Genomic DNA, 12,613 nt, shown 5'->3' on the forward strand with positions numbered 1-12,613 from the left:
CCTAGATGGCTAACAACATAGACAACAACATAGTTAATAAAAAAACCGCACATATCATTTCGCATACGCACTGGGACCGTGAATGGTATATGCCTTATGAACATCATCATCTGCTATTGATTGAACTGATGGATAAGCTGCTCGATACGCTGGATCAAGATCCGGATTACCGCTATTTTCACCTGGACGGACAGACCATCATCCGCGAGGATTATCTCCAGGTCCGCCCGGAGCAGAGAGAGCGGCTGGACCGCTATATCCGGGAAGGACGCATTCATTTCGGTCCGTGGTACGTGCTTCAGGACGAGTTCCTGACCAGCGGGGAAGCAAATCTGCGCAACCTGCTGATCGGGCATATGGATGCGAGACCGTTCGGGATCATCTCCAAAACCGGATATTTCCCCGATTCCTTCGGCAATATGGGCCAGGCGCCGCAGATTCTCCAGCAGGCTGGAATTACGAATGCCATCTTCGGACGCGGCGTGAAGCCGACAGGCTTCAATAATGAAGTCAGCGAGAACGATACCTACGAGTCTCCTTATTCCGAGATGGTCTGGCGTTCCCCGGACGGTTCCGAGGTGCTGGGTGTGCTGTTCGCCAACTGGTACTGCAACGGCATGGAGGTTCCGGCAGACCCGGTTGCCGCCAAGGCATACTGGGACAAGAATCTCGCAGACGCCGAGAAGTTCGCTTCTACTCCGCATCTGCTGTTCATGAACGGCTGCGATCATCAGCCGATTCAGACCGATCTGTCGGAGGCCATCCGCACCGCCTCCAGCCTGTATCCCGATGTGGAGTTCGTGCATTCCAATTTCGACGAGTACCTGAAGGCGCTGGAAGACAATCTTCCAGGCGATCTGGTGACGGTGGAAGGGGAGCTGCGCAGCCAGCATACGGATGGATGGGGCACACTGGTAAACACAGCCTCATCGCGGGTGTATCTGAAGCAATTGAACCAATCCGGCCAGACCTTGCTGGAAAAGGTGGCTGAGCCATTGGCGGCGTTCGCTGCGCTGGCCGGGGTACAGGCCTATCCGCATGCGCTGCTGACCTATGCGTGGAAGACGCTCATGCAGAATCACCCGCATGACAGCATCTGCGGCTGCAGCGTGGATGAGGTGCACCGCGAGATGGTGACCCGGTTCGCCAAGAGCAGCCAGATGGCTGAGGCGATTGCCGCCCAGAGCGCGGCTGCGCTTACTGAAGCCATTGATGTCTCTTCGGTAGCGGCATGGGGACCGGAAGCCGTTCCGTTCACCGTATTTAATACCAGCGGCTGGTCCAGAACCGGAACGGTGACGGTGGAGCTGATTACGGCGAAGAGATATTTCCCTCAAGGCCCAACCCCGCAGGGGCTTGCACGGGAGCTGAAGCAGGAGCCCCTGGGCGAATGGCAGGTTATGGACGAAGAGGGTAAAGTCTATCCGGCCCAGATTGAGGATCTCGGGGTTCACTTCGGGTATGAGCTGCCCAAGGACCGCTTCCGCCAGCCTTATATGGCGCGTAAGGTGCGGATGAGCTTCCCGGCAGCGGAGGTGGCTGCGCTTGGGTACCGTACGTATGCTATGGTTCCCGCTGCCGCTGCCGCCGGTGCGGAAGCAGCCGTGCTGGATAGTGTACATGTCCAGGGCCATACCATGGAGAATGCCAAGCTGATCGTTGCGGTTGCGGACAACGGTACCGTGACTGTTACAGACAAGCAATCAGGTGCGGTCTATGCCGGATTGAATGCCTATGAGAACACCGGGGATATCGGCAATGAGTATGTGTACCGTCAGCCGGAAGGCAGCGAGGTGCTGACCACCGAAGGCTTGACAGCTGAGATTTCAATCAAGGAGCAGTCCCCGTCGCGTGTGGTGATGCAGACGGTGCTGCGCTGGGAGGTTCCGGCCAGTGCAGACGAGACTTTCCTTACCGAGAAGCAGCAGATGGTACCGTTCACGGAGCGCACAGCCCAGCGTTCGGCTCAGATGGTTCCGCTTGTGCTGACCACACACTATACACTGGAAGCTGGAAGCAGAATGCTGCAGGTAAGCACCAGCTTCAATAATCAGGCCAAGGATCAGCGGCTCAGAGCCTTGTTCCCTACAGGGCTTGAAGCGGACCACCACTATGCTGACTCCGTGTTCGAGGTGGCCAGACGTAATAACCGGCCTGCGGCAGAGTGGATCAATCCGAGTAATGCCCAGCATCAGCAGGTCTTCGTCAGCGTAGCGGACGGAGTCCATGGGCTTGCGGTTGCGAACAAGGGCCTGAATGAATACGAGGTACTGCTGGACGGCAAGAACACCATTGCAGTAACCCTGCTGCGCTCGTCCTCTGAACTCGGAGACTGGGGTGTGTTCGAGACGCCGGAGGCACAGTGCCTGGGCCAGCAATCCGTAGAATACGCGATCATCCCTTATACAGGTGACGGAGCGGTATCCGGTGCTTATGCCCAAGCTTACCAGTACCAGATTCCGTGGACGGTCCTTCAGACCCAAGGTCCTGCTACACGTGTTCCGGCCGTGAATGGACGTCCGCATTCAGGCGGAGTGACCCTGCCGGTATCGGGGCAGTGGTTAAGCTGGAACTCCAGTGCTTCGCCGCTGGCCTTCTCGACCCTCAAGATGGCAGAGGAGACGGGCGATCTCGTGGCCCGCTGGTACAACCTGGGCGGCGAACCGGCTGAACTCAAGGTTCAGCCTGCCTTCGGGGCAGAGGCTGTCTATGAGAGTGATGTGCTGGAGCGCCGTGTCTCGAAGCTTGCGGCAGCGGAGCAGCCTGTAGGCGGCTACAAGATCGTCACACAGGTGTACCAGTTGGAGAAGTAAGCTATTGCACTAATTGTATAGAAACCGAAAATAAGCGGTACAACCTGCAAGCTCATTCACGAATGAGTCTTGGGTTTGTACCGCTTTTATTTAGTGCGCAATCCGGACAATCTGAAAATTTATCGGATTTGGAGGTTACAGATATCCAAGCCAATCCTACTCGCTCCGAATACACTAACGTATATCTCTTGGGTCGGGGGGAGTGTACATGACGGTATGGAGCAGCAGCAGACCTGTGTTTGAGACGGATGAGCGGGGGACACATCTGAATACCGCTTGGGAAGGGCACCGCAGATTCGGCTATGACTTGGTCCGTCATATACAGCCGAACCGGGTAGTGGAGTTAGGAACTTATTATGGAGCTTCTCACTTCGCCTTCTGTCAGTCTGTCAAGGATCATGGGCTTGCAACGGAATGTTACGCAGTCGATACGTGGCTGGGCGACCAGCATTCGGGACTGTACGATGAATCCTGTTACCAATCCGTGCAATCCTCGTCGGCCACCTATTACCCCGGGATCTCCCATCTGCTGCGAATGACCTTCGACGAGGCATTGCTTCAATTTGCAGACCGAAGCATCGACTTGCTGCATATTGACGGCCTTCACACCTATGAGGCGGTTAAGCATGATTATGAGTCCTGGCTGCCGAAGCTGGCGGATCAAGGTGTTATTCTGTTCCATGATATTGCGGCTATGCAAGACGACTTCGGCGTGCACCGCCTGTGGGAAGATCTTCAGAAGCAGTACTATGCAGTACAATTCGAGCATAGCTATGGGCTTGGCATTCTGATGCCCAAGGGCTGTTCCCCGGTAACCTTGTCTATGCATGCCAACTGGAATGTAATCAAGCCGATGTACCCATAATGAATGCAGCTTGAAATGTCATGCTGCATGCAATGTGCTGCAATCAAGATCACTTCCCTGCGGCGAGCATACCGAGAATCGTCTGGACGACCAGCTCCGGCTGATCATGAATGATCATATGCCCGCTTTTCTCGGCGACTATAAGTTCACTGTTGGAAGACAGGTTCAGCATGCTCCGCTGGCCTTCCTGCCAGATCGCTTCCAGCCGCCGGCCCGCATCTTCGGAGACTCCGAAGGAAGCATAGTCCTGAGGCAAGCCGCGGGCGATGACCTTGACTGGCAGCGAGCCGAAGTTCTGCCCGCGGACCGCATCCTCGGTGGAGACAGCTAATGCTGCTTCCTGCTCCTTGGCGGCAAAATAACTTGGCGTGGAAATAACGTTAATGAACGCCCCGCGGTCTTGTGGCGCAACGAGCCCTGCTAGTAGCTGATCCTGGAATAGCCGCAGCACACCGGATCGCTTGAGCAGGCTCAGCAGGGAAGCGCTGGGGTTGCCGGCAATATTCTCGGCGGCCAGAATCGGCTTCGTCTCCAGGTCGTCATTCTCGGGTCTGGCATCAATCAGTACCAGCCCGGTTACTTCGTCCGGGTAAGTCTGAGTGAACAGCCGGGCATACATGCCGCCGAGAGAGTGGCCGACCATCAAGTAGGGGCCGGGAATGTCTGCATTCTTCAGTGCCGTGTGCAGTTCACGCACAATATTGGCGCCCGAGCGTTCCGAATCGGCCTGCTCACTCCAGGCATACCCGGCCCTATCATAAGTGACCACGGTAGCCTGTTCTGCTAACTGTTCAGGAATATCTCTCCACGACAGGCTGGTTTCACCGCTGCCTGCTTCCAGAATAATAGTAGGGGCTCCTGCTCCTAACTGGCGAATATGCAGGTTATAGCCACCGGCATCCACCAGTTGACCCGGTGCAGGATAGCTTTTACGGGCGGAGCTTGCGGAAATGGCTTCATATATGAACCCGGATCCTATGATTAATAGGACGGTTGATACAAGAATAAGCAGCAGCTTAAGCAGCCTGCTTCGCAGTTTCGGCGCAGCAGGTTTCGGATGACTTGAAGAGTGGGTCATGGGGATAGGTTCGTCTCCTTTTTTACAATACAATTGTATTATTTAAAAACAGTATAACAGCCTGTCCCGCAATTAAGCAATGTCCTAAAACCTGGGAAAACAGCTGTCTCCACAGCCGGATCTGCCGGACTAGCCGTTTAAATTCCCCTCCGCAAGGGTAAAGTACAAACAAATAAAACCGGAAGAGAAAGGCGGTAAGCTTATGCTGTGGGGATTAATCGGACTTGTAGTGGTGGTATGGCTGTTAGGCCTCATCTTTAATTTCATGGGCAACATGATTCATCTTCTGCTGTTTGTCGCAGCGGTCCTGTTCGTGATCAACCTGTTCAAGGGACGGTCGCGGAGATAACGGGAAATGAGTGGATATGAACAGGCAGGAAAGCATGTGTCCCTGTGAAGGAGGCATGTGCTTTTTTATGTGCCGTCTGGACACCCATTGCCCGGTTGCCTATAATGAATGAAAATGTACATGGAGGAGATTCAATGCGCAAACCGATCATCGCCGTCGATATGGATGATACCATCTGTCATCTCGTGAAGCGTGCGATATACCACAATAACATTGAGTTTCCTACACATCCGCTTCGCTATGAAGATATGATGGATTGGAACACGGACCATCTGCGCCATCCGGACAGCACCATGGATCTTTTCTTCGGCAGACCGGGTCTCTACGAGGAGCTGGAGCTGTTCGACGAATATGTGGTGGAAGAGATGGAGAAGCTGCACAACGCCTATGACGTTATTATTGTGACGGCCGCTGTCCCGAAGACGGTGCTGGAGAAATGGAACTGGCTGCAAAAGCATATGCCGTATATCCCGGCCGACAATTTCTTTACCTGCAAGCGGAAGCATCTGATCGGCTACGATCTGCTGATTGATGACGGCCCGCATAATCTGCTGCCCGCTGTTCAGGCAGGGAAGAAGGTACTCTGTATTCCGCATCCGTGGAATCTGAGGGTACGGGAGCAATACTCTTTTCCGTTGATGACCTCCTGGGAGGGTGCATCGGCACGGGTGGATGAGATTTTGCAGGCGTAGGGTGAACCTGAGAACTTGAATAACTGCTTGAAGATAAGCCTCGCTGCTGCGGGCTTATTCTGCTATGTCCGGGATAGATGTGCCGCCTGTTCTGCCATAAATCCGCTGTCGAACATTATCAGTATTTGCGGTATGATAAATATATCATTGCGTTTTTTGCTCCAAGGAGGATTGCGGGTTTGTATATTAGGTTGAAGCGCACGCTTCGTCACAGTCAAAAGCTGAGTCTGACCACGCTGCTCACAGGTCTGGTAACGCTGGTGGTTCTGCTAACTTCGAGTATTCTTCTGCTCGGTTCGTATGAGTCCAAGAAGCGCTCCTTAATGGAGACCACGCTTCATCTGAATTACCTCAATGCTGACCGTATGTCCAAGACGATGGATTCCTTATTTCAGTCCATGCACGGGACTCTAGAATACAATGCCGCCAGGCTGTCTGACATAGAAGCTGTGCCGCCGCAGCAAGTGAATGATTCTCTGGATCTGATGCGCAGCAGCAGCAATTTCTTCAATTCCATCACCGTGGTTGACGCCAGCGGACTCGTCCGCAATGTCTCACCTGCCAGCATAGGGACCACAGGCAAGCACATCACCTCAGAGAATAGCAAGGAAGCCTTAGCACTCCGCAAGCCTTATATTTCTTCCCCTTATTTGACGGCCAATACCAAGCGGTTAATCGTATTTTTGAGCCAGCCCATCTTCGATGCTGCGGGTACTTATGCCGGAATTCTTAGCGGCACCATCTATCTTCAGGAGAATAACGTGCTGTCTGAGATTTTTGACAATGGGCAGGAGGATGATTCGGGGGCTTATTATTATATTGTGGATTCTGAAGGGCATCTGGTCTATCACCCGGATAAAGTGCGGATCGGCACAGATGTCAGCAGTAATGAGGTTGTGCAGCAGCTGATGATTAAGCAAAGCGGAGAACGGCCTGTTACGAACACCCGGGGCATCGAGATGCTGGCGGGTTACTCCAGTGTGCCTGCCAATGGCTGGGGCATTGTGGTTGTCTCCCCGATTAGCCAGATTCATCAGGAGCTGATCGGGCATTTCCGTACCCTGATCGGGTTTTCCTCCATACCGTTCATTCTGCTGCTGCTGGGCGTTATTCTGCTGGCGCGCAAGTTTGCGCGTCCCTTCGTCTATCTGGCAGATGTCGTGAGCCGAATGGGCACGGAACAGATAGAATTGCAGGAAGCGAAGCGCTATTGGAGCCGGGAGGCGTATTTACTGACAGACGGGGTGTCGCTTGCCCTGGCCAATATCCGGCAGCAGACCGAGCAACTGACCCATGAAGCCGAGACGGATGTGCTGACCGGTCTGATGAATCGCAGGTCTCTGGAGCAGACGATCAGCCAGCGGATTAGCTCTGGTGTACCCTTTTCACTGGTGCTGCTGGATATTGATAAGTTCAAGCAGGTCAATGACACGTACGGCCATAATCTGGGCGATGAAGTTCTGAAGCATGTCGTCCGGGTCATTGTAACCTCGCTTCGCCCGGATGATGTCTGTTACCGCTATGGCGGGGAGGAATTCGTTATTCTGTTGGCCCGGACTACACCTGCGGAAGCTCTCAGTGCTGCTGAGCGAATCCGTCTTGCGGTTGAACGGAGCCAGGCGCCGATTGCGGCACAGCTGACGATTTCACAGGGAATTGCCCACTATCCATCACATGCCGCCGACCTTACGGGACTGCTTATGAAGGCGGATCAGGCCTTGTATCTGGCGAAAAGCAGAGGGCGGAACCAGTCGGTGATTACGGAGTCTTAGCCGAATTACTTTGAATTGTGATTATCGCGCTTTGAGTGCTTTTGCGTTATAATCGAGAAAAATTTCCTGAAGGTGGAGCATTGTGAGAATTGGTACAAAAAGATTACGCCTTCAGACCACCATCACCCTGATGATCTGCCTGATTGTTGTGCTGGTGCTGCTGATTGTGTATGTGATGTTCGGCATGAGATTCTCCGAAGAGGCCCGCGCTTCTCTGGAAAACAAGGCCATCACCATTGCCCGCACGGTCTCCCGCACGCCGGGGGTGGTGGACGGACTGCTTGCTGAGCCGGATTCCGGCAGCATCCAGCGTTATGCTATGGATATCAGCGCTATCAATGACGTTCAATTCGTGGTAGTGATGGATATGGCAGGCATTCGCCGTTCCCACCCTGATCCGGCCCTGATCGGCAAGCACTTCATGGGCGGGGATGAGACGGATGCGCTGCACGGCAAGGAGACTATATCCGTGGCTGAGGGCTCGCTCGGTTATTCTGTGAGAGCGTTCTCACCGATCTTTGCCGCTGACGGCAAGCAGGTGGGGGCAGTCGCTGTAGGCATATCGCTGGGCAGTGTCCGTTCCGCCGTACAGCAGAACCGCTGGATTATCTACTCGGGCATTCTGGTCGGCGGGCTGATGGGGATATTCGGTGCCATCCTGCTCGCCCGCAAAATCAAGCGGATGATGTTCGGCATGGAGCCGGGAGAAATCGCCAAATTGCTGGAGGAGCGCAGCGCCATGCTGCAATCGACCAAGGAGGGGATTCTGGCCGTCGATAAGGAATCGCGGATCACCCTGGTGAATGCCGAGGCCCGGAGGCTGATGGGCAGCGTCGGCTTGAACCAGGAGCCGGTAGGCAGACAAGCCGGGCAATTCTGGCCGCTGCTGCGGATGGAGAAGGTGCTGGAGACTGGGGAAGCCTTGCAGGATAAGGAAGTGGAGCAGAGCGGCATTACGCTGCTGGTGAATGTGGTTCCGGTCCGGGTGAACGGGATCATCGAAGGGGCAATTGCCACATTCCGGGACAAGACGGAGATCAGTATTCTGATGGAGCGGCTATCCGGTATCTCCCTGTACGCCGAGGCGCTGCGTGCCCAGACCCATGAGTTCATGAACAAGCTCCATGTCATTATGGGGCTGAATACTATGCGCAGATACGACCGGCTTGAGGAGTATCTCACGGATATTGTACAGAATATCCAGACCGAGGCAGACTCGGTGGTCCGGCAGGTCAAAGACCCGGTGATGGTCGGATTCCTGCTCGGCAAGCTCAGCAGAATCAGGGAGGCCGACGTGCGGCTGGTGATCCGGGATGAGGGTATACTGCCTGAAGCGGCGGATCACCAGGTGGCGCGGGAACTGGTGACGATTACGGGCAACCTGCTGGACAATGCGCTGGAAGCGCTCCAAGGTGCTGACACCAAGCAGATCGAGATTGGATTCCGGTATAAGGACAACCAGATTACTCTCCAGGTTAGTGATAACGGGACAGGCATATCTGCGGAGAATGGAGTCCGCCTGTTTGAACAGGGCTATTCGACCAAAGGCGGCGATCGGGGCGTAGGACTGTATCTGGTGCGGCGAAGCATAGTCAAGCTGGGCGGAACGATTATATATGACAGCCGGGAGGGGGAAGGTACCGAATTCACGGTGCAGATCCCTTATAGAGCGAAGGGTGATGCTAATGGCTGAAGCCTATGAGAATGATGAAGAGTAAAGATAATGAATGAAAAGTGAAGATAATTAATGAAAAGTGAAGATAATTAATGAAAAGTGAAGATAATTAATGAAAAGTGAAGATAATTAATGAAAAGTGAAGATAATTAAATGAAAAGGGTGGAAAGCCCATGAAGAGTGGTGATCAGCCATTATGATCAAAGTACTTATTGTTGAAGATGATCCGATGGTGTCGGAGATGAACAAGTTCTATGTGCAGCAGGTGGAAGGCTTCCGAGCCGATGGCTGGGCCAGCTCGGCGGAAGAAGTGCTGAGTATGCTGGAGAAGCAGGCCTATGACCTGATCCTGCTGGATATTTACATGAAGGAGAGCAACGGACTGGAGCTGCTGTCCGAGATCCGGCGCAGGGGCGTGAAGATCGATGTCATCGTCATCTCGGCGGCGAGCGACAAGGAGAGCATTCAGGAAGCGCTGCAGAACGGGGCAGTGGACTACTTGATCAAGCCGTTTGAGTTCGCTAGGCTCCGGGCCGCCCTGAACGGATACCGGGAGCAGAATAAGCTGTTCCGCAGCCAGGAGCGGCTGAACCAGTCGGAGCTGGACAGGCTGGCGAGATTCAAGCAGGAGCGGACATCTTCGCAGGAGCTGGCGAAGGGCTTCACCCGGCAGACGCTCCAGACCATCTGGCGTGCCGTGGAGGCCTGCGGCAGCGAGCTGTTCTCCGCTGAGGATATCTCGGCGGTATCCGGCATCTCCCGCGTCTCCGCCGGCAAATACCTGATCGGGCTGACTGAGATGGGCGTGCTGGAGATGGATCTTGTCTACGGCAGCATCGGCCGCCCGGTGCAGAAATACCGGCTCGCTCCGAACGGCAAGAGTTTGATTACTAAGTATATTTAAGTCCAACTAACTAGTTCTGGAGCTCCTGCCGCGCATCCTGCGGCGGGGCTTTTTGTGTTGTGCAGACAGCGGAAGTGGGTTGGGGGCAGAAAGTGGGTTGGGGGCTGAAAGTGGGCTGGGAGCCGAAAGGAAAGGGATAAATCCCTTTGAATTGGCTGAAAGTGGGCTGGATGCTGAAATGGAAGGGATAAATCCCTTTGAATTGGCTGAAAGTGGGCTGGATGCTGAAATGGAAGGGATAAATCCCTTTGAATTGGCCGAAAGTGGGCTGGATGCTGAAATGGAAGGGATAAATCCCTTTGAATCCCAGCAAAAGTCGGCGATAGGCGCAAATGAGGAGCACAAGTGCACCTGAATTAGCCAAAAGTCAGCGGTAAGCGCAAATGAGGAGCACAAGTGCACCTGAATTAGCCAAAAGTCAGCGGTAAGCGCAAATGAGGAGCACAAGTGCACCTGAATTAGGCAAAAGTCGGCGATAGGCGCAAATGAGGAGCACAAGTGCACCTGAATTAGGCAAAAGTCAGCGGTAAGCGCAAATGAAGAGCACAAGTGCACCTGAATTAGCCAAACGCCAGCGGTAAGCGCAAATGAGGAGCACAAGTGCACCTGAATTAGGCAAAAGTCAGCGGTAAGCTCAAATGAGGAGCACAAGTGCACCTGAATTAATCAGACTACGTATTAAGCTCCCATACTAACTAATGTTACCTGCCTTCCCATGATACTACCAGCCTCTGACCCGCCGGAACTCCAGCATACTTCCTCCCCAGCACCTATAATCAAATTCGACCATGTAGAGTGCTCTACTACTCCCCGTCAATCCCCCCGCCCTCACTCCTACCTCTATCCTGATAGCGCTTACTTTAATAATTTACAAAACCCCTTTATTACTTTCATAAAAACAAAAGCGCTTTCAAAGCAGCTATGATGAATTTGTAAAAGAGTTAAGGAGGTAAGGTTAACATGCAAAAAGCAATTCAACCCCCACTTTCGGTACCGGAACAGCAGCCTGTTGTACTGAAGCAAGGAGAACAGGGCTTCGTCCAGAAGGTTCTGCATTTAAAGGTAGGCGTTATTCCGCTCCCGCTCTACGTGGTATTTGCACTCATTATTTTTGCGGCTTCTGTGCTTGGTGAACTGCCAAACGACATGATCGGCGGCTTTGCAGTAATTATTGTCCTGGGGGTGCTGCTCAGTGATCTGGGCTTCAAGCTTCCGATTCTGAAAAATATCGGCGGTCCCGCGATCCTCTCGCTAATGATCCCATCGTTCCTGGTGTTCTGGAATGTGCTCGACCCTTCGGTGCTCGAATCAGTCAACACGCTGATGAAGACATCGAACTTCCTCTACCTGTACATCTCGATTCTGGTAGCCGGAAGTATTACAGGGATGAACCGGACCACGCTGATTAACGGCTTCATCCGTATTTTCATTCCGATGATGGCCGGAACGATCGCTGCAGTCGCTGCGGGGATGGGCGTAGGGATGCTGCTCGGCTATAGCGCACACCGGACGTTGTTCTACATCGTTGTGCCTATTATCGGCGGCGGCGTTGGGGAAGGCATTCTCCCGCTGTCCATCGCGTTCTCGCAGATCCTCGGCGGGGAATCCGGTTCCTATGTGGCCCAGATGATTCCGGCGGCGGTGATCGGCAACGTGTTTGCGATTATCGGAGCGGGCCTGCTCAAGCGGATGGCTGACAAAAATCCGTCCATTACCGGGAACGGTGTCCTGGTGAAATCGAAGGATGGCCAGAAGCTGGCGGGCAGCACGTATGACAGCGCGAAGCCGGACTTCCTGCTGATGGGCGCGGGCCTGCTGTTCGCCTGCGGATTGTTCATCACCGGACACCTGCTGTCGCCGTTTGTCGGCATTCCGGGTCCGATCCTGATGATCTTCGCAGCGGCACTATTGAAGATTTCCAAGCTGCTCCCGTCCAAAATCGAGCAGGGTGCTTATCAGCTCTACAAGCTTGTGTCTGGCACGTTAACCTGGCCGCTCATGGTCGGCCTGGGGATGCTGTACATTCCGCTGAAGGATGTCGCGGCCCTGATCTCACTTCCTTATATTATTGTCTGCGCTACAGTGATTGTGGCGATGACGATCACTGGCTATTTTACCGGCAAATGGGTCAACATGTATCCGGTCGAAGCAGCGATTGTTACCGGGTGCCGCGGCGGTCTAGGAGGAACTGGCGATGTAGCGATTCTGTCGGCCTCCGGACGTATGGAGCTGATGCCATTCGCACAGATTTCTACACGTATCGGTGGAGCTATTACGGTGGTTGTGGCCACGCTGCTCATAGCAGTATGGGGCGGCTAAGCGAGGCGCACCAGCACTAGCCGATTCGCATGAATCACATGAAATCGCCTTCAATCGTGTCTAAATCATGGACAATTTGCAGATGTCAGCTTTTGTATTGCCAATCCATTCATTATCGCGGAGAATGACTACAGGAGCATATGAAA

General features: G+C 53.8%; 10 protein-coding genes. 9 read left to right on the forward strand and 1 reads right to left on the reverse strand.

Annotation, left to right across the window (positions count from 1 at the left end):
* The first annotated feature begins 5 nt into the window (after positions 1-5).
* Together NST04_RS13485 and NST04_RS13490 are read left to right on the forward strand one after the other, a co-directional pair.
* Positions 6-2,813 carry an alpha-mannosidase gene (locus NST04_RS13485; RefSeq protein WP_341184652.1) on the forward strand — a complete coding sequence of 936 codons (2,808 nt, stop codon included), beginning with the start codon at positions 6-8 and terminating at the stop codon, positions 2,811-2,813.
* Between the two features lie 208 nt (positions 2,814-3,021).
* On the forward strand, positions 3,022-3,678 hold the full coding sequence (locus tag NST04_RS13490) for a class I SAM-dependent methyltransferase (protein WP_341184653.1): 657 nt from the start codon (positions 3,022-3,024) through the stop codon (positions 3,676-3,678).
* 49 nt (positions 3,679-3,727) lie between these two features.
* Here NST04_RS13490 and NST04_RS13495 read toward each other — a convergent pair whose 3' ends face one another.
* Positions 3,728-4,756 carry an alpha/beta fold hydrolase gene (locus tag NST04_RS13495; protein ID WP_341184654.1) on the reverse strand — a complete coding sequence of 343 codons (1,029 nt, stop codon included), beginning with the start codon at positions 4,754-4,756 and terminating at the stop codon, positions 3,728-3,730.
* 202 nt (positions 4,757-4,958) lie between these two features.
* Between NST04_RS13495 and NST04_RS13500 the strand changes: the two genes are divergently transcribed.
* From NST04_RS13500 to NST04_RS13530, 7 genes are all read left to right on the forward strand, one after another.
* Positions 4,959-5,105, forward strand: coding sequence for a lmo0937 family membrane protein (locus NST04_RS13500; RefSeq protein WP_209871657.1), 147 nt, complete (start codon positions 4,959-4,961; stop codon positions 5,103-5,105).
* A 134-nt stretch (positions 5,106-5,239) separates the two neighbouring features.
* The gene (locus NST04_RS13505; protein WP_341184655.1) at positions 5,240-5,797 is read left to right on the forward strand and encodes a 5' nucleotidase, NT5C type; all 558 of its coding nucleotides are present in this window, start codon (positions 5,240-5,242) and stop codon (positions 5,795-5,797) included.
* A 179-nt stretch (positions 5,798-5,976) separates the two neighbouring features.
* On the forward strand, positions 5,977-7,569 hold the full coding sequence (locus NST04_RS13510) for a sensor domain-containing diguanylate cyclase (protein WP_341184656.1): 1,593 nt from the start codon (positions 5,977-5,979) through the stop codon (positions 7,567-7,569).
* 82 nt (positions 7,570-7,651) lie between these two features.
* Positions 7,652-9,262 carry a DcuS/MalK family sensor histidine kinase gene (gene dcuS / locus NST04_RS13515; RefSeq protein ID WP_341184657.1) on the forward strand — a complete coding sequence of 537 codons (1,611 nt, stop codon included), beginning with the start codon at positions 7,652-7,654 and terminating at the stop codon, positions 9,260-9,262.
* 178 nt (positions 9,263-9,440) lie between these two features.
* Positions 9,441-10,148, forward strand: coding sequence for a response regulator (locus NST04_RS13520; protein WP_341184658.1), 708 nt, complete (start codon positions 9,441-9,443; stop codon positions 10,146-10,148).
* A 97-nt stretch (positions 10,149-10,245) separates the two neighbouring features.
* Positions 10,246-10,503, forward strand: a complete 258-nt coding sequence (locus NST04_RS13525; protein WP_341184659.1) for a hypothetical protein — start codon at positions 10,246-10,248, stop codon at positions 10,501-10,503.
* Positions 10,504-11,108: 605 nt separating this feature from the next.
* Positions 11,109-12,467, forward strand: coding sequence for a 2-hydroxycarboxylate transporter family protein (locus NST04_RS13530; protein ID WP_341184660.1), 1,359 nt, complete (start codon positions 11,109-11,111; stop codon positions 12,465-12,467).
* Positions 12,468-12,613: the final 146 nt, after the last annotated feature.

Origin of the sequence: Paenibacillus sp. FSL H7-0756, assembly GCF_038006765.1 — a bacterium.
In the GTDB taxonomy this organism is placed as follows: domain Bacteria; phylum Bacillota; class Bacilli; order Paenibacillales; family Paenibacillaceae; genus Paenibacillus_AQ.

Bases quoted from the DNA above. Each gene is read 5' to 3' on its own strand.
- NST04_RS13485 (WP_341184652.1), top strand. From the start codon at position 6: ATGGCTAACAACATAGACAACAACATAGTTAATAAAAAAACCGCACAT.
- NST04_RS13490 (WP_341184653.1), top strand. From the start codon at position 3,022: ATGACGGTATGGAGCAGCAGCAGACCTGTGTTTGAGACGGATGAGCGG.
- NST04_RS13495 (WP_341184654.1), bottom strand. From the start codon at position 4,756: ATGACCCACTCTTCAAGTCATCCGAAACCTGCTGCGCCGAAACTGCGA.
- NST04_RS13500 (WP_209871657.1), top strand. From the start codon at position 4,959: ATGCTGTGGGGATTAATCGGACTTGTAGTGGTGGTATGGCTGTTAGGC.
- NST04_RS13505 (WP_341184655.1), top strand. From the start codon at position 5,240: ATGCGCAAACCGATCATCGCCGTCGATATGGATGATACCATCTGTCAT.
- NST04_RS13520 (WP_341184658.1), top strand. From the start codon at position 9,441: ATGATCAAAGTACTTATTGTTGAAGATGATCCGATGGTGTCGGAGATG.
- NST04_RS13530 (WP_341184660.1), top strand. From the start codon at position 11,109: ATGCAAAAAGCAATTCAACCCCCACTTTCGGTACCGGAACAGCAGCCT.